Genomic DNA, 18,205 nt, shown 5'->3' with positions numbered 1-18,205 from the left:
TGAGCATTTCCTCTAAAATAGCTTCAAACCCCTGCACCTCCAGCATGGAGAGGGTATCGTTGACCACCCTTAGCTTTTGCTCGACGTCGGTGACCACCCGACGGAAGGTGTCTTGGGTGAGAGGAGCCAGAAACGAAGTGAAGGATCCCTTGGTGGTGGTCAGTGCTGAACCAGAACCCAGCTGAGGATCATCCACCCCCTGCCCTGGATCAATGACGGATGCACTTACGCCTGCGGCAGCTTGTACCGTAGCAACTTGTGATTCCACGTCTGCCGTTAGGGCAGAGTGGTCTTCAACGACCGTGGTCGTGATTACTTGGGAGGTTACGTCATAGTCAGCGCTCCGAGACGTTCCCCGCGTGGGAGTTCCGTCGTTATCTCGATTAGATAGATGCGGAGATGAAGGGGTCATGACAGTTGGTGGGGTAAGTGTAGATACGGCAATCGATCTCGCAGGGGTGCATCCAATAGCTATCTCTGGCGATCGCACCCTAGGCATTGAGCGGGGGTAACCCGTGGGCTAAGCTGCATCCTTCCATCATGCCAGAGCACCTGAATTAGGATGGTTGAGCAGGCATCCCAACCCTCGACTTCATCAAAGTTGCCAAACCATGAGACGTCAGAAACTAGAGGGCGAGGTGCTGGACTGAGTTGGCTTGGTGGGATGGTTCAGCACTGATACAGGATGCAGAACCTGAGGGAATGGAGTTGTGCTAGAGCGATCGAGAGCCAAAAGGGGTGGGGCAACTCGACGATCGCATCCACAAACTAGCCTTTTTCTCCATAGCCTACACTATTCGTATTAAGGATTCATTAGAATTTGTCCTGCAAGCAAGTCTTGGTGGTTCATGCACGCATCGGTAAAGTAACGCTGAGCTGGACGCCTGTATCCATGATGGGTAATGCCGAGTCATGTTCACTCGTTTCTCTGAATTGTAGACTAAGGAGGAGAATTTACATTGCCCATCGTGAACCTCTCTCTAGACGATTAGGTTTGAAATTTCGTCGTGAATGCTGCGATCGCCAAGCAGATCCAGCCAGCTAAAAAGGCAACGCCGCCGATGGGGGTGATGATCCCCAGCCAAAGGATATTGCTAAAGCTGAGTAGATATAGGCTGCCGGAGAAGAGCACGATCCCGCCCAGCAACAGCGACCCTGCCACAATTAACAGCACCTGACCCGACTGAGCCCGCCCCAGCAAAATGCCAATCAGCAGCAGAGCCAGCGCATGATACATCTGGTAGCGCACCCCAGTTTCAAAAATCTCTAGGGCGCGATCGCTTATCTGGGGACGGAGAGCATGGGAGGCGAAGGCTCCTCCAGCCACATCAAGGGCAGCTAAGATAGCGGCGATCGCGACGAACACTCGACTCATGACGCTTGCAAGACCTCCGTTGAGGATAGTGGGTACTGGAAACCGGTTAGTCTACCAAAATGCTGACGGTTGCACCAACAGCTTCCAAGTGGCTACGAAGCTCCTGGGCGAGGGACAATGACGCTTTAGTTTTCACCAAGGCAGGGGTTTCTTTCGCTAGGGCTTTAACATCGCTCCAGCTCAGCCCCGTGAGCTTTTGTAAGACCCGGATCACCTGCCGGCGATGGATATCGGGAATCGCCGTGATCACGACGCTGTAGGTCACCTCGGCACCAGGCAGCGCGACTGGATAGTCGCCCAGATCAAAACAATAGGTGAGCCCTCCTGAGTCATCCACATCAAAGGTGGCGTTGAATTCCCGGGCGCGATCGCTGAGATAGGCTTTAGCATCACTGCCGGAGAGATGGGACTGCATGGAAAACATGAGAACATTTACCCGCCCCTGACCTAGCCGAAGACTTTCGAAAAAAATGGATCGCAGCCGACGGTCTTGCGCGGTTTGAGCCGTTTGGTGGAGCGATCGCCCTAGCCATGCCGAACCAGCTAGGGGAGCGATGCCTAGTAAGAGTAGGGCAGCCAGCAGTTCTTGACGTTCAGCGGGAGGGAGGGAGGGTTCTCGCCAGCGCTGCAGCGACAGCACCGTACTTGTGAGGCCAAGGGTGAGCAACAGGGCAATCGCCAGTTGTTGTATGCGTAGGCGAGACAGCATCGACAGCATCAAGATTGGTGGCAGGAACCTGTCCACATTTTACAGGGAGTTGATTCTAGGAGGTTGATTCTAGGACTTGGACGGAAAGCGTGGCTTGCGCGGCGGGCGATGGCGGATCGGCCCCATGAGTTGATTCAGCCGCCGCAGTTGTTCTTCCGTGCCCATGCAAATTAACAGGTCTCCAGCTTGCAGCGCCGTATCGGCCGTGGGCCCGGGCACCAAGGTTTGATCCGCCCGTTTAATAGCTAGCACCAAAGCTCCAGACTGCGATCGCAACTGAGCTTGATGGAGAGTGAGACCAATGCAGGGACAGTGTTCGGGTTCCAGAAGAAATTCCTCCAGGTAGAACGATCGCTCAGAACCCGTCAAAATACCGTCCACAAAATCCATCACCTGGGGACGGAGAGCCGCTGCCGCCATGCGCTTGCCGCCGGTAATATAGGGCGAAATCACCGCATCTGCGCCACCCCGCTGTAGCTTTTTCAGAGCCTCTGCTGTGTTTGCACGGGCGATCGCCCGAATGTTGGGATTCAGCGTCTTGGCAGACAGGATGGTGTAGAGATTTTCTGCATCAGAGGGGAGGGCTGCCACTAAACAAGCAGCCTGTTGGATGCCAGCCTGTATGAGCGTTTCATCCAACGTAGCATCAGCTTGAATGGTGATATAGTCTTCTGCGCCTCGCTCCATCAACGCATCCGCACTGGCATCAATCACCACAAAATCAATATTTTCCGCCGCAAACTCCAGGGCCACCTGCTGCCCCGTGCGCCCAAATCCGCAAATGATGTAGTGCTGGGAAAGAGTATCGATCAAGCGCTGTTGGCTCCGCCGTCGCAGTCTTTCCTGAAAATACCCGCGAATGATGGCTTCTGTAAATCGATTGGCGATGTAGGCAATGCTCACCGCCCCCATAAAAATCAGAGAAATGGTGAACAAGCGCCCTTGGTCGCTCAAGGGCTGAATTTCCGAAAAACCTACCGTTGCGAGGGTGATGACGGTCATATAGGCGGCATCTAGCCAGCGCCACCCCTCGATCACCCGGTAGCCCACCGTACCCACTACCGTCACTCCAAAAAACGATAGCAACCCCAAAACTAGTTCGTTATGGAGTCGCTGATCCTCTTGCCTAAGCCGCGACGACACAGCCTTATATCCTCACGTTGGCGAAAAGACTTCCGAGACAGCATAGCAAGTCATCGCTCTACCCGGAGCGATCGCCCCAGAGACTTGATTGAGAGACCAACTAGACATAAGAAACCACCAGAGACCGCTAGCGATCAAAAAGCAGGCAGATCTTCATAGGCTAACGACTCGCCCACAAGTCAACCAAGCAGAATTGCCTCACTTCTTCGGCTATCACCGCCGTACCCCGTCATAGCATAGACGTCACAACATAGAGAAGATCCCTAGGCAACAATAGACCATGCAGATTAGTGAATTTCAGTCAAGAGATTTCTATGTCGAAATATTGCAGACTTGCGAATAGTGTGTTAAATTTTATGACATAAGGATTCGCGCTAGACAAAGGATTTACAACCATGGAAAACCAAGACACCAAGTTTGGCTTCACAAAGTTTGCAGAAACCTGGAATGGCCGCCTTGCCATGATGGGCTTTGTGATTGGTCTCGCAACTGAACTACTGACCGGTCAAGGCATTCTCACTCAAATTGGCTTGATGTAATAACTCAGTCTCAGAGCACAAAAGGGAGCGATCGCTCCCTTTTTTATGTCTAGCGGCCCTCAATAGTGCTGAATATTGCCAGATAGTTACGTGTTTTGGAGAGCGATCGCCCCTCGTAGTGCCCAAGATGGCAGGTCAGGGGCGATCGCTTTTTTGCAAAAGTTGGCCCGCGGCAAGGCCAATTGCATCGATACCATAAAAAAAACCTTTGTTCCAGACCGTAAATCCAGAAACGTTGTTTACTCTGATGGAAGGCAGCGCCGACGACAGCTTGTTCATGGGCGGATGTCTTCCAGGTCGTCTTGTCTGAAGAGATGGTACGGGGTGATCGTTCTGAGGGCGATCGCCCATACAGACAAGAGCAAGCCACCTGATATCCAAACTGTAGATCCTCCTGCTGAGCCAGCGTCACACGGATTGGGACATCCAAAAAACCTGGAGACGTTCCGACAGTTGAACAGTCATCTAGGCCACGTCTCAACCAAACTGACCATAGCTATCCATCCAGATATGGCGTCCGCCTTGCCGCTGAATGGGGTCTACACTCGTTCAGGTTCCATGTCAACGTCACACTCCTGCTCATCACGTCCTCACGCAGAGCTTGCCTCAATGCTTTAACAGGCAGAGTTGGGGTTCTAGCGCACACACAGTATGTTGTTCAGCACTTGCAGAACGGTCTAAAAATTCTATGGCACAGAGCTTTGGTTTAATCGGCTTAGCCGTTATGGGCGAAAACTTAGCCCTCAATGTCGAGCGAAACGGCTTTTCGATCGCCGTCTACAATCGCTCCCCCGACAAAACAGAGGCCTTCATGGCCAACCGCGCCCAGGGCAAAAATGTTCAGGCAACCTATTCCCTAGAAGAGTTTGTCCAAGCCCTAGAGCGTCCCCGGAAAATCCTGATCATGGTGAAAGCTGGTGGCCCTGTAGATGCAGTGATTGATCAACTCAAGCCACTTTTGGATGAGGGGGACATGATCATTGATGGCGGCAACTCGTTGTACACCGACACCGATCGCCGTGTGGAGTCTCTAGAAGCCGCAGGACTACAGTTTATCGGCATGGGCGTCAGCGGTGGCGAAGAGGGTGCCCTCAACGGCCCCAGCTTGATGCCAGGAGGCACGAAAGCTGCCTACAGCGAAATCGAGCCCATCATGACCAAGATTGCTGCCCAGGTCGATGATGGCCCCTGCGTCACCTACATCGGTCAAGGCGGAGCCGGGCACTACGTCAAAATGGTGCACAACGGCATCGAATATGGCGACATGCAGCTCATTGCCGAAGCCTACGACATTCTCAAAAATACAGGTGGGCTCAACCACACCCAACTGCATGAGGTGTTTGCCGATTGGAACACGACGGATGAACTCAACTCCTTCCTCGTGGAAATCACCGCTGATATTTTCACGCAAATGGATGAGGATACAGGTTTACCGTTGGTGGAACTGATCAAGGATGCCGCCGGACAAAAGGGTACTGGTCGCTGGACGGTGGTCAGCGCGCTGGAATTGGGCGTCAGCATTCCCACGATTACGGCGGCGGTGAATGCCCGGATTATGTCGTCCATCAAGGATGAGCGGATGGCTGCTGCCCAGCAGCTTGCGGGGCCAACGGGCAAGTATGACGGCGATGTAGCAGCCTTGATCGACAAGGTGCGCGATGCCCTCTATTGCTCCAAGATTTGCTCCTATGCCCAAGGGATGGCGCTCTTAAGTACGGCATCGCGGGAGTTTAGCTATGACTTGAACTTGAGCGAAACCGCCCGCATTTGGAAAGGCGGCTGCATCATTCGAGCGGGCTTCTTGAACAAGATCACAAAAGCCTTCAAGGATGATCCCCAGTTGCCCAACTTGCTGTTAGCACCAGAATTCAAGCAAACGATTCTGGATCGCCAAGAGGCATGGCGCGAGGTGATTTGTCTGGCAGCACGGTTAGGGATTGCAGTGCCTGCCTTTAGCGCATCCCTCGACTATTTTGATAGCTATCGCCGCGATCGCCTCCCCCAAAACCTCACCCAGGCCCAGCGCGACTACTTCGGTGCCCACACCTTTGAGCGCACGGATAAGCCCGGAGTATTCCACGCCAACTGGTTCTAATGCCAACTGGGTTCTAAGCGATCGCTGCTGGATCCCCTGAGAGGCGTCTGATGACCATCCTCAGGGATGTAGCGACCCCATTAGCATCTCAATGAGCATCCCGCCCCCCATCCCAGGGGGGCATAGGATCATAGCGCTCTGCTTGGGATTGTCTTATGATCACCATGCAGGATTCCCATGGGTTATCGTTAGCGATGGTGCGATCGCTCCTATCTTGGTTGGTTGGCTGGTTGATGCCCCATTGGGTACGCAGGTTATCTGTGTGTGGACTCTTTTTGGCAACCCTGGGGCTTGCTGTGAGTTGCCAGGCTGGCTCATCCACCATCACCCTGACCATGGCACTGTCGGGCATTGAGTCAGTGCGGTGGCAGCAGGTGATTGCTGAGTTTGAACGTCAGCATCCCGATATTCACATTGCTTTGGTGGAAGCCCATGAGTCCACCGATGACTTAGAAGCCATTTATGCCGATGCCTTTGAGCAGGGCAATGCCACCTTTGATCTGGTCTATGCCGATATTATCTGGGTGCCCCGATTTGCGGCGGCAGGTTGGTTGCTGGATGTGAGCGATCGCCCCTCAGCAGATGATCTAGAAGACTTTTTACCCAATGACTTGGCGGGCGGGCGCTACCAAGATCGCCTATATCGCATTCCCCTACGCTCAGATCTTGGCGTTTTGCACTACCGCCAAGATTTACTCCAGCAAGCTAATCTACCAGTGCCTACAACGTTTGATGACCTATTGACCACGGCTGAAGCCTTGCGATCGCAACAAGTCGCCACTTGGGGCTATCTGTGGCAGGGGCGATCGTCTGAGGGGCTAACAGCGGCCTTTATGGAAGTTTTGGCGGGCTATGGCGGCAGTTGGATTAACCCTGACACCCTAGCCGTGGAGCTAGATAGTCCGGCCGCGCTGCAGGCCATCCAGTTTTTGCGCCGCACCATCACCCAAGGCATTGCCCCAGAGCGAGTAACGACCTATAGCGAAGAGGAAACCTATCGGCTGTTTCAAGATGGTGAAGCAGTTTTCTTACGCAATTGGCCAGAAACCTGGGCCACGGTCAATTCCAGTGAATCACCCGTCAGCGGTATGGTGGCGATCGCTCCCGTCGTTCATGCCCCAGGTCAGGTCAGTCGAGGCTGTCAGGGAGGCTGGGGGTTGGCGATCGCCGCCTCCACGCCCCATGCTGATGCTGCTTGGACAGCAGTACAGTTTTTCACTCAGCGACAGATTCAGCGGCGCTTTGCCCTAGAGGTTGGCTATCTTCCCAGCCGCATCAGCCTCTACAGCGATCCCGCTATTTTGCAACACTATCATCACTACCCTGACCTGCTGCCCATGCTAGAGCGCTCCGTGCGCCGCCCCGCCGTTCCGCAATATACTCAAGCTTCAGAGATCCTGCAGCGCTATCTACACGCAGCTATCACCGATCGCCTCCCCCCAGAACAAGCTATTCAAGCGATCGTTCAAGAAACCCAAACCCTGCTGCAGGGCGATGCCTAATGCCGACCTCTGCCTCCCCCCAGAACACGCGCACAGCGTGGCTGTTCTTGACGCCAGCCCTTTTATTGCTCGGCGTTTTCGTAGGCTTTCCTATCCTGTATTTGGTAGGACTAAGCTTCACCACCGGCAGTTTCACCCGCAGCGGTCTGCAGTGGGTAGGCAGCCAGAATTATCAACGACTCTTAGCCGATCCCGACCTTTGGCAGGTGATCGGCAATACTCTATCTTTCACCATCGGCACTGTGATCCCCAGCTTAGTGGTGCCCCTGCTGTTGGCGGTGGGGCTGAATCGAGCGATCGCCCTCCAGGGCATCTTACGCACCGCCTATTTCATCCCGTCTGTCACATCATTGGTAGCAACGGGTTTAGGGTTTCGTTGGCTATTTCAAACTGATGGCCCGGTGAATAGCCTGCTGGAGATCATGGGGATCAGCCCCATTGCTTGGTTAAGCAATACGCCATGGGCGATGGTCGTGCTCATTGTGCTCAGCAGTTGGAAACAGCTAGGGTTTAACCTAGTCGTATTCCTTGCGGGCCTGCAAACAATTCCCGTGAGCCTCTATGAAGCAGCTCGGCTCGATGGGGCTGGGCGTTGGCAAACCTTTTGGTATATCACCCTACCCTGCCTGCGCCCCACCCTAATATTTGCCGCTGTCACCACAACAATTTTCACCCTGCGCAGCTTCGAGCAACCCTACGTGATCACCGGCGGTGGGCCCCTCAACTCCACCAATTTGCTCGTGTTTTACATCTACAATCAAGCCTTTGCCCAATTCGACTGGGGCTATGCAGCGGCGGCAGCCACCCTATTACTGGGAGTGGCGATCGCCCTGGTCTATCTACAACTGCGTGCCAGTGACTCCTAAAAGCCGCTATCTTGCGATAGATCAAGCGACGTATGGGACACTGTTGACTGGAATAGATCCGATAAACCATGACATGAGAGTGGAAGAATGCTAAATCCGGTGTTGGTCTTGGTTTCACTGGTAACCCGGCGACTCCGAAACCAGTTCATTCGCAAAACCCGACGGGTGGAGGCGGTGCAAGAGCAGTTTTTGCTGGAGTTATTGCGGGTGCAAGAAACCACGGAAGTGGGAAAAATGCTGGGGTTGTCCAACATCCAAACGGTAGATCAATTTCGCGAACAGGTGCCCATCTGGCCCTATAGCCGATACAGCCCCTACCTACAGCGGGTTGCAAATGGAGAGCACAATATTGTTACCCCCGATCCGTTGATAGGTCTCAATGTCACCAGCGGAACGACTGGCGATCGTAAATTTATTGTGGTCACCAAGCGATCGCAGCGGTTGATCAATCGCACCAATCAAGTCGCCATGGGGTTTGCCCTAACCCTAGCTCGCCAGCAAAAGCGTCCACTGGGCCAATTGTTGATTACCACCGCCGTGATCAGTACAGGTGTCACCCAAGGCGGTATTCCCTACGGCCATGTCAGCAGCAGCGGGTTACGGTTGAGCGATCGCATCTATCGCTACGTATTTTCCCAGCCCTATGATGCCCTCAAAATTTCTAATCCCATTGCCCGTCACTATGTATGCCTGCTCTTTGCCATGGGCAACCGTCATACAGGGCTGATCGGCGCAACCTTCCCCGTTCTGGTGCTCCGCCTGTGCGACTATCTAGATCGATTCCGCGATCGCCTCCTAGACGACCTGGCCGCCGGTACCATACCCACAGACCTATCGATTGAACCGGATCTGCGTCAAACCCTAGAACACCTGATCCGCCCCCAACCTCGGCGTGCCGCTGAACTGCGTCAGATCCTCAAGGACACTGGTACGCTCACACCTCGACAAATCTGGCCGAATCTCGCCTTTGTGATCACAGCCAAGGGCGGCACCTCTAACTTTTATTTCCAGCGCTTTGCTGAGCACTTTGGCGATCTACCAATTTTTGGCGGCACCTACGCCTCAGCGGAAGCCACCTTTGGAGTCCATTGGCATTTTGAGAGTGAGGGAGCAATCCTAGCCATCGACAATGGTTTCTTTGAATTTATTCCCGCCGATCAATGGCAGGTGGAGCAACCCAAAACCCTGTTAGCCACTGAGGTCAAAGTTGGCGAGTTCTACCGCATTTTGATTACTAACTACGCCGGCTTCTACCGTTATGACCTGGGTGATGTGGTCGAGGTCATCGGCTTCTACGAACAAGCACCGCTGATTGTGTTTCGCTATCGCCAAGGCGGCACCCTATCAGCCACAACAGAAAAAACAACCGAATACCATGCAACACGAGCCCTGCAAGCCGCCCAGCGCGATCATGGCGTACAGCTTAAAGACTTTTGCATCACCCTATCAGAGCAGATCACCTTTGCTTACTATGTGATCAATGTCGAAGTGTCAGCCGACAGTCCCTTAGAGGATCCCCAAGCATTTTTGGATCAGTGCGATCGCTATCTACAAAACGAAAATGCCAGCTATGGCGAAAAACGCACATCCGGTGAAATCGGTGAGCCCCGACTGCGACTTTTAGCGCCCGGTAGTTTTACCATCCTCTATGCCCGTCAGCTCAAACCTGGCATGACCGAGGCCCAGCTTAAGTTTCCCCATATCAGTGGCGATCGCTCCTTCATGGATGGCATTGAAGTTGAGCAGGAAATCGTCCTCTAGGGGCACCACCTTGCCTGATGAATGTGTCAGACAATGCGCAAGGCTGGGACAAGATAGGCTAAACTGGTAAGCTGTGAGAATACATAACGCTGCGATCGCAGCCCTATTGTGTAAACCAAGCTCTGGAGAGGTGGCAGAGCGGTTGAATGCGGCAGACTCGAAATCTGTTTTAGGGTCAAACCTAACGGGGGTTCGAATCCCCCCCTCTCCGTTCAAAATCGTCAACATAACAAAAGCGGAGGATATCCCCCGCTTTCTGTCTTCATGTCTCACGCTGGCTTTCTGTCCTGTTAGGATGCAGCACGTCTCTAGCCAATCTGATCCATGATCTTAAAGATCGGTAGGTACAGCGCCACAAGAATGGAGCCAACCATCCCCCCCAAAACCACAATCATGATCGGTTCCATGATACTGGTGAGCGCCTTCACGGCTTGTTCCACCTCATCTTCATAGAAGTCTGCTACCTTCATGAGCATGGAATCAATTTCTCCAGTTTCTTCCCCAATACTAATCATCTGAATAGCCATGATAGGGAAAACCTGCTCTCGCTGCAGAGCCAAGCTAATCATGCCGCCAGTTTGCACCTCTCGCCGCGCTTGGTCAATGGCATTGGAAATCACCTGGTTGCCAGCGGTATCGCGGACAATTTCTAGCGCCGTCAAGATCGGCACCCCCGATCGCGACAACGACCCAAAGGTCCGGCAAAAACGAGCGGTGGCATTTTTTTGAATCAAGTCGCCGAACAGAGGCGCTTTCAAGGAGATGCGATCGATGGTTTCACGACCGATGCGGGTTTTGTAATATTGGCGGAATGACACCACAATGGCTACCACCACCACAATAATGCCGACTACATAAATGGGCGTGCGCAAAAAGTCGCTAACCGCCATCATGAGTTTGGTAAAGAAGGGCAAGTCCCCACCCAACTGTTCGAACATATCGGCAAAAATCGGGATCAAGAAGACGGTCATACCGATGAAAATGACCACAGCAATGAACCCCACCGCCACCGGATAGGTCATCGCCGATTTAATTTGGTTATTCAACCGGGCAACGTCTTCCAGCAGTTTGGCGAGGCGATTCATCACTTCATCCAAGACCCCCCCTACTTCACCCGCCTGCACCATACTGACGTACAGACCATCAAAACATTGGGGATGCTTACGCATCGAGTCCGACAGGTTCGTCCCCTGTTGGACATCCGCATTAATTTGCTGCAGCGCTTTTTTGAGTTTTGGGTTGGGACATTGGTCAGCCAATACTCCTAAACTGCGGACTAAGGCTACCCCCGCATTGATGAGTACTGCAAACTGCCGAGAAAAAATGGCTTTATCCTTGACAGAGACAGATGTCAAAGCGGTTGACAACTGCTCTAAGTCAAAGTTCATCATGCCCTGAGCTTCACTCAGCTCCTGAACATAAAGACCCTGCTCTCGTAGAGTAGTACGTGCTTCGGCAGGAGAACTGGCAATGATCTTTTGCCGCTTTGGATTCCCCTTGGAATCTCTAGCTTTAACGTCGTAAGTAGGCATAACTCATGTGAAGGCGAAAGGATTGAGACAGAAGACTATGACGACAGCAGGCGATCGCTCATGGGGAGGCGATCGCTCTTGCCAGAATCCTAGCAAACCTTAGCGATTCGCGTAAGCATTCTTGCCGCTGGGAGTACCGGCGACTGGGCCAATCAACCGTTGCAGCTCATCAGAGCGAGATGTATTCGACATCGCAGATTCGAAGGTAATACTGCCCGCTTTGTAAAGATCGGCTAAAACTTTTTCCAAGGTGACCATCCCAAGTTTCCCGCCGGTTTGAATGGCCGAGTAAATCTGAGAGGTTTTACCTTCCCGAATCAGGTTGGAGATAGCTGGAGTCACAATCATGATTTCCTGAGCCATAATCCGCCCAAATTCATTGGGTTTTGGATTTTTACGGGCCACCAGGGTTTGGCTGAAAACAGCAACTAGGGAGTTGGATAGCTGCACCCGTACCTGGGTTTGGCGCTCTGAAGGAAAGACGTCGATCATCCGATCAACGGTTTGAGCAGCGGAGCTGGTGTGCAAGGTACCGAACACAAGGTGACCGGTTTCTGCTGCCGAAATGGCGAGGGAAATCGTTTCCAAGTCCCGCATTTCACCCACCAGAATGATATCTGGATCTTCCCGCAGGGCTGCTCTTAACGCATTGGCAAAACTCTTAGTATCTTCCCCAAGCTGCCGTTGGTGAATCAGGCTCTTGATGGGTTCGTAGACAAACTCAATCGGGTCTTCTACGGTGAGAATATGCTCTGCCCGCGTGCGATTGATCAGGTCAATCATGGCAGCCAGGGTGGTGGTTTTCCCCGACCCGGTGGGCCCCGTGACCAACACTAACCCCCGAGGCTTTTCAGCCATTTCCCGCACCACATCGGGCAGGCCTAATTTGTCAAAGCTAGGAATTTTAGAGCTGAGGGCCCGTAGACAGGCTGCATAGGTGCCTCGATCTTTGTACACATTGACCCGGAATCGAGCCAAGCCTTTCACCCCATAGGAGCAGTCTAATTCCCAGTTTTGCTCCAGCATTTTCCGCTGGTTGTTGTTTAACATACTGAAGATGAGTCGCTGACATTGCTCAGAGGTCAGGGGCTCATCGCCAATAGGGGTGAGGTGTCCGCTAATCCGGAAGTAAGGTGGTAGACCAGCGGAGAGGTGTAAATCTGAGCCTCCCATTTCTACCAGTTGTTCCATCAGATCTTCAATCATTAGATCCATGGTCTACGATCCTCCAAATGTTGGCTAACGTTGGTGGGCGGGATGATTTCCTGCCTAAGGCTATGCATGACGTCATGAAGTTAAGATACCCGCGAATTTTCGCAGACCTGACATCACTAGTCTTGGAATCGAGGGGTCGTGCAGTAGGGACAGTCGAGCCACTCTGCTTTAAGTTCGGCGCTACATACTCGACAGGTAAGTGAGGTTTTGCGTTTCGCCTTCAGTTCAGACTCTAAGCCGGTGTCGGTGAAGGTGACCCGTTCTACTTCTTCGAGGGTCGTCGCCCCTTGTCGCACGAGGTTGAGGCTATAGGCCAGTAGGGTTTGCATTCCTTCTTCCACGGCAACTTCCTTAATACGCTCGGTGGGGGCTCCTTGCGTAATCAGGGTTTGCAGATTTTCGGTAATGCGCATAATCTCATAAACCCCGGATCGTCCTTTATAGCCAATGCCGCTGCAAGTTGAGCACAGTTCATTCCGTTCCCGAGCTGCCTGAATTTCGTCCGGCTGGAGGCTGTTAGCCCGATAGAAGGTGAAATCTGAGTCCCGGGCAACGCTTAGTCCAAAGCGAGCCAGATCTTCTGGCGTGGGCGTATAGGGAATGCGGCATTCAAAACAAACGCGGCGCATCAGACGCTGAGCCAATACACCGATGAGGGAGCTAGACACCATGAACGGCTCTACGCCCATTTCATCTAGACGAGCGATCGCACTGGCAGCATCGTTGGTGTGCAGGGTGGTTAATACCAAGTGTCCAGTCAAGGCAGCCTCAATAGCTGTTTTCGCCGTTTCTCGGTCACGGGTCTCACCCACCAGAATCACATCAGGATCTTGACGCAGGAAGGCACGCAGAATGGAAGCAAAGTCCATGCCTTTTTCCCGAATCACCTGCACCTGAGTTAGCCCAGGCAGGGAATATTCAATCGGGTCTTCCGCGGTACTAATGTTGACACCAGGGTCGTTTCGTTCCGCTAGGGCAGAGTACAGCGTGGTGGTTTTCCCGGAACCGGTGGGCCCCGTCACCAAGATCAGCCCGAAGGGACGCGCTACCATCTCTTGAACGATGTGTAGGCTATCAGGATCGGTGATCAGCTTATCGAGCCCGAGTTGGGTTGAGGAGTTATCCAGAATCCGGGCACACACCTTTTCCCCGTAGCGACTGGGAAGCGTGTTGACCCGGAAATCTACTTTCCGTCCATCAAAGATACGGCGAATCCTTCCATCCTGAGGCAAGCGGCGCTCGGCAATATCAAGGCTGGCGATGATTTTAAACCGGGCGGTGACGGCAGCAATAATCTTCTTCGGCAGCGGATCGAAGGCTTGACGCAACACCCCATCTTTGCGGAAGCGGATACGCAGATGCTCTTCCTGAGGTTCGATGTGAATATCGGAGACCTCTTCCTGCAGCGCTTTGACCAAGATTTTGTTAACCAAGGCAATAACCGGAGCAGCTTCTGCATCCTGGAGAGCATCGTCTAGGTTGGCTTCAGCATCGCCGAGATCTTCTTCTAGTTCAAGATATTCAAGCTCTTCTAGATCAGACTTAACGTCAACCTTGGACTCGCGCTCGCGCTGCTTGTCTTGCTCAACCTTCTCGTCTAAATATTTGGAGATGATGCGCTGGTAATCTTCATTGGTGATCACCATACGCTGCAGGGCTAAGCCCTGGGGGCGCAGAATCCGGTTGAGGTCATCCTGGGCACCAAGGTCATCAGGATTAACCATGGCAATGAGGACAGAAGGCGGCTCCTCATCGTTTCTAGAGAGGGGGATAAGCTGATAGCGCCGACACACGTCAACGGGAATCAGGTTATCAATCAACGTCGCAACTTGACTCGTAGAAATTTGGCTAATTTCAGGGTCGAGGGACTCAACGCCGTAGAGAATCTTCAGCTCAAAAAGCTGCTGTTTCTTATACTGACGAATGAGATCGGGAGGCAGTCGTTTGCCGGTGATCACCTCTAAAACATCAGTCAAAGGCCGTCCAGACTTGCGGCTTTCGACCAATGCCTGCTGCATTTGGTCGGTATCTGCATAGCCAGATTGAACCAGTTTGTTGCTGAAGGGAGAGAAATTATGCTGGACGACTAGGGCACGCCGCGACGAGGAATTAGCCATATCTACTGTCAAAATCTCCTTAGTATGAGTCAGTATTCCCAGAACCCTTCATCAGAGCTTCATAATCAATGGCAGCATTTTAAGGGTGCGGTGGGTGAGACGAATGAGCACCGGCTGAGTTGCTTAGACAAACCCAGGCGCTTGCCAGGTCAGTCTGACTGGGGAATGGTGGGGGAACGGCTAAGGGGATGGCGATCGCTACGCCAAGCCGTTGGACGATTGTCATGCCTAGATGATAGCCTCTCCCAAAACGGAATGGTGTTCAGGACTAGACAAGCTCATGCCCCAATGTTTGATGTTGCCCAAATCATAGCGTTTACTAGATTAAGATGATCGCTGGACTGACTTTAAATGCTTTATGGGCGTGAAGCCCAGGCAGGCAAATGCTCAGACTAGGGCAGCTACGGGGCAGAGCTTGGGGATGGGCGATCATGCTGCGGGACATCTGTAACCCAACAGCCCACAAGAGTCGTGGCTATAGGTACCCTAGAGACAACGGGATGATATGGAGATACTAAAAGACGATGGCGATCGCTTTACCCTTGCCTGACTATTTTGATCCATCTAAGGTAGGCGCTGTGTGGCCGGTTCCCTACGAGCAACGGGCTGCCCAGGCCGCAGCTTGGGCCCAGTGCTATGACATTCCGCCGTCTAGCCAGGATCATATCCGCATTGCCCTTTTGGCGATTGATGTGCAAAATACATTTTGCCTGCCGCAGTTTGAACTGTTTGTGGGCGGGCGATCGGGGACAGGAGCGATCGCAGACAATGTGCGGCTTTGTGACTTCATCTATCGTAATCTAGGAGCCATTACCGAAATTATTCCCACCCTCGACACCCACACGGCGCTGCAAATTTTCCATGCGGTATTTTGGGTGAACGAGCAGGGCGAGCATCCACCGGCGATGACCATGATTTCAGCAACGGATGTGGAGCAGGGGCGTTGGCGCGTCAATCCAGCGATCGCTCCCCAGGTTACCCAAGGTGATGTCGAAGCTCTGCAGCGCTATGGGCTGTATTATGTGCGCCAACTATCCCAAGATGGCAAATATCCGCTCACAATTTGGCCCTATCATTCCATGCTGGGGGGCATTGGCCATGCCTTGGTGGCAGCGGTGGAAGAGGCTTGCTTCTTTCATTCCATTGCGCGTCAATGGCCAACGCGGTTTGAACTTAAGGGCGATCATCCGCTGACGGAAAACTATTCTGTACTCAAGCCAGAAATTATGCAGGATGATCAACAGCAAGCGATCGCTCAAGCCAATCAAGGGTTGATGAATCATCTGCTCTCGTTTGATGCGATTTATATTGCTGGACAGGCCAAAAGCCACTGCGTGGCCTGGACAGTGGAGGATCTGCTGACCCATATCCAAGCCGTTGATCCAGCGATCGCTCAACGGGTCTATCTCTTAGAAGATTGCATGTCTCCCGTGGTGGTGCCAGGAGTGGTGGACTTTACGGATGCAGCAGAGGAAGCGTTCCAGCGATTTGAAGCGGCGGGAATGCATCGCGTGCAGTCAACGGATCCAATGCCCATGATGGCTTAGACTGTTGAACAGAAGATCGAGCCACCTCCAGCCATATCAAGGGCTATGACTGGAGACAGATCGAGATATTCCCAGGTCTATGTATAGATGTTACGAGTAGTGATCAATCACTAATGTCGCTGCGATCGCGAACCCAGTGATCCCCAAAGCCATCAGTGGATGTTGCCCTTGGCTAATAGCAAATGTGGTGACGATGCCTGCGCCTAAACCAGCCGTGACCACTGCGCCAAGCCAATCTTTGCGGGAGTCTTTGTTATACATAGGACTTGCCTTACTGTGTTCCCAATGTGAGTCTTAAAACCGTAGACATAACCGTACCATTCCCTAGCTTTTGAGCAGGACTGGAACTGGGGATCTCGTAACCAAGGTTTAGATTCAATTACGTTTCTTCATAGACTCACAGGTCAGCGATCGCAGTCCTACCATGAGAAGGCTGGGCATGAGATCCAGGGTTTGGGCAAGGGTAGGGATCGTTTGCTGGAGGTGGTGGTAGAGCAGGGGCGCATCGCCGCCGGTGAGAGCGATCGCACTGGTGGGATAGTCCTGTTGCCAAGCCTGCACAAAGTCTTTCAGACCGGCTAGCAGGGTGTGGAGCACGCCGCTGTAGATGGCAGTCTCGGTGGTGCTGGCCCAGCGCTTAGGCTGATGCAAGGCTTTGGCATCCAACCAGGGCAGGGCGGCGGTTTGCTGAGAGAGCGATCGCAGTTGTAACGCCAGCCCCGGTAAAATCGCGCCGCCGACCAAGCGACGGTGAGCATCGGCTCCGGTGAAGGTAAGGGCGGTGCCGGCATCAATGACCAGGGCGGGCGATCGCCGGTGAGCAATCAGCCCCCAGAGGGCAATAGCCCGGTCGAGTCCGAGGCTGGGATAGAGGCCGCTCAGGGGCACATCTGCCAGGCTCAGGCAGTGAACGGGGGTATACAAGTCTTGCCACAATCGAGTTTGTGTCGGGACAACCGATGCAATATGCAACAGCGGTGGCGGCCCGTCCCAGAGCGGTTGCTGGAGGCACAGCAGGCTGCGATCGTCGTCCACCATCAGGGCTCCGTTTGGCAAAGCTTGAGCCTGGCAGCGGTGGAGTAACCAGTAGGCGATCGCTTCCCTAGAAAGATGGGACGTATGCCAAGTGATGGGAAGTTGGGGCGAGAGTTCCCACAGCCAGTGGAGGCGAGAGTTGCCGATGGCAAGGGCAAAGCAAGGTAAGGGCGGAGTCATCTTGGGACTAACTCGAACGTCCAAGATCTTGCGATCGCTGGTGGGCAGCCTGCACCGCTTTGATCAGAGCCGATCGCACGCCTGCCTGTTCGAGTTGAGCAATGCCGGCAATAGTTGTACCGCCGGGGCTAGTCACCCGATCTTTCAGTTCTGCTGGATGTAAACCCGTGGTTTTCAGCAACTCGGCCGTACCGCGTAGCGTTTGCAGAGCAAGCTGGGTGGCGGTGGCACGGGGTAGGCCAACGGCCACGCCGCCATCGATCAGCGCTTCTATGATCACCGCTACATACCCTGGCCCCGAGCCGGACAATCCCGTCACGGCATCCATCAGCGATTCGGGCACGTCCACCACCTCGCCCACGGCTTGAAAAATTTGGTGGGCCTGATCACGATGGACGGATGTAGTGTGTTGTCCAAGGGCGATCGCGGTGATGCCAGCGCCCACCGTTGCAGGAGTATTAGGCATAGCCCGAATCACCGGCTGTCCTGGAAAAGCTGCTTCTAAACGCTGGAGGGGTACCCCTGCCAGAATCGATAGCACAACTTGATCGGGATGACAGGACGTTAGCTGAGCAGCTACGGCGGTAAA

16 protein-coding genes and 1 tRNA gene are annotated in these 18,205 nt (G+C 53.4%); 7 read left to right on the top strand and 10 right to left on the bottom strand.

The features are described from left to right. The 4 genes from V6D20_16555 to V6D20_16540 all read right to left on the bottom strand — a co-directional run. A partial coding sequence (locus V6D20_16555) for a hypothetical protein (GenBank protein HEY9817391.1) occupies window positions 1–412 on the bottom strand: 412 nt, incomplete at its 3' end. A 576-nt stretch (window positions 413–988) separates the two neighbouring features. Beyond that, window positions 989–1,375, bottom strand: a complete 387-nt coding sequence (locus V6D20_16550; protein ID HEY9817390.1) for a DUF423 domain-containing protein — start codon at window positions 1,373–1,375, stop codon at window positions 989–991. Window positions 1,376–1,421: 46 nt separating this feature from the next. After that, complete coding sequence (locus tag V6D20_16545) at window positions 1,422–2,084, bottom strand: ribosomal protein L7/L12 (GenBank protein HEY9817389.1); 663 nt, start codon at window positions 2,082–2,084, stop codon at window positions 1,422–1,424. Between the two features lie 69 nt (window positions 2,085–2,153). After that, entirely contained in the window at window positions 2,154–3,227 is a 1,074-nt protein-coding gene (locus V6D20_16540) for a potassium channel protein (GenBank protein HEY9817388.1), read from the bottom strand. Between the two features lie 395 nt (window positions 3,228–3,622). Between V6D20_16540 and V6D20_16535 the strand changes: the two genes are divergently transcribed. The 6 genes from V6D20_16535 to V6D20_16510 all read left to right on the top strand — a co-directional run bounded on the left by V6D20_16535 (window position 3,623) and on the right by V6D20_16510 (window position 10,201). Beyond that, window positions 3,623–3,766 carry a chlorophyll a/b-binding protein gene (locus V6D20_16535; protein HEY9817387.1) on the top strand — a complete coding sequence of 48 codons (144 nt, stop codon included), beginning with the start codon at window positions 3,623–3,625 and terminating at the stop codon, window positions 3,764–3,766. A gap of 688 nt (window positions 3,767–4,454) precedes the next feature. Further along, window positions 4,455–5,861: a decarboxylating NADP(+)-dependent phosphogluconate dehydrogenase gene (gene gnd / locus V6D20_16530; protein ID HEY9817386.1), complete on the top strand. Its 1,407-nt coding sequence runs from the start codon at window positions 4,455–4,457 to the stop codon at window positions 5,859–5,861. Window positions 5,862–6,025: 164 nt separating this feature from the next. Then, window positions 6,026–7,363 (top strand): ABC transporter substrate-binding protein, encoded by a 1,338-nt coding sequence (locus V6D20_16525; GenBank protein HEY9817385.1) that lies wholly within the window; start codon window positions 6,026–6,028, stop codon window positions 7,361–7,363. Window positions 7,364–7,410: 47 nt separating this feature from the next. After that, on the top strand, window positions 7,411–8,229 hold the full coding sequence (locus V6D20_16520; GenBank protein HEY9817384.1) for a sugar ABC transporter permease: 819 nt from the start codon (window positions 7,411–7,413) through the stop codon (window positions 8,227–8,229). An 87-nt stretch (window positions 8,230–8,316) separates the two neighbouring features. Then, complete coding sequence (locus V6D20_16515; protein HEY9817383.1) at window positions 8,317–9,990, top strand: GH3 auxin-responsive promoter family protein; 1,674 nt, start codon at window positions 8,317–8,319, stop codon at window positions 9,988–9,990. A 124-nt stretch (window positions 9,991–10,114) separates the two neighbouring features. Further along, window positions 10,115–10,201: transfer RNA gene (locus V6D20_16510), tRNA-Ser, on the top strand. 97 nt (window positions 10,202–10,298) lie between these two features. Here V6D20_16510 and V6D20_16505 read toward each other — a convergent pair. From V6D20_16505 to V6D20_16495, 3 genes are all read right to left on the bottom strand, one after another. Further along, entirely contained in the window at window positions 10,299–11,522 is a 1,224-nt protein-coding gene (locus V6D20_16505; protein HEY9817382.1) for a type II secretion system F family protein, read from the bottom strand. A gap of 99 nt (window positions 11,523–11,621) precedes the next feature. Next, window positions 11,622–12,737, bottom strand: a complete 1,116-nt coding sequence (locus V6D20_16500) for a type IV pilus twitching motility protein PilT (protein ID HEY9817381.1) — start codon at window positions 12,735–12,737, stop codon at window positions 11,622–11,624. Window positions 12,738–12,853: 116 nt separating this feature from the next. Continuing rightward, complete coding sequence (locus V6D20_16495) at window positions 12,854–14,854, bottom strand: GspE/PulE family protein (GenBank protein HEY9817380.1); 2,001 nt, start codon at window positions 14,852–14,854, stop codon at window positions 12,854–12,856. A 524-nt stretch (window positions 14,855–15,378) separates the two neighbouring features. Here V6D20_16495 and V6D20_16490 point away from each other — a divergent pair. Beyond that, window positions 15,379–16,401 (top strand): hypothetical protein, encoded by a 1,023-nt coding sequence (locus V6D20_16490; GenBank protein HEY9817379.1) that lies wholly within the window; start codon window positions 15,379–15,381, stop codon window positions 16,399–16,401. Window positions 16,402–16,491: 90 nt separating this feature from the next. Here the strand turns inward: V6D20_16490 and V6D20_16485 are convergent, their stop codons facing one another. From V6D20_16485 to proC, 3 genes are all read right to left on the bottom strand, one after another. After that, window positions 16,492–16,662 carry a hypothetical protein gene (locus V6D20_16485; GenBank protein HEY9817378.1) on the bottom strand — a complete coding sequence of 57 codons (171 nt, stop codon included), beginning with the start codon at window positions 16,660–16,662 and terminating at the stop codon, window positions 16,492–16,494. Between the two features lie 114 nt (window positions 16,663–16,776). Beyond that, window positions 16,777–17,616: a pantothenate kinase gene (locus V6D20_16480; protein ID HEY9817377.1), complete on the bottom strand. Its 840-nt coding sequence runs from the start codon at window positions 17,614–17,616 to the stop codon at window positions 16,777–16,779. Window positions 17,617–17,623: 7 nt separating this feature from the next. Then, window positions 17,624–18,205, bottom strand: a 582-nt coding sequence (proC, locus tag V6D20_16475) for a pyrroline-5-carboxylate reductase (protein HEY9817376.1), incomplete at its 5' end; no start/stop codon positions are given.

This window comes from Candidatus Obscuribacterales bacterium (genome assembly GCA_036703605.1).
GTDB lineage: Bacteria > Cyanobacteriota > Cyanobacteriia > RECH01 > RECH01 > RECH01.
The sequence above is the reverse complement of the archived record's forward strand: the minus strand, read 5'-3'. Positions and strand labels throughout refer to the sequence as shown.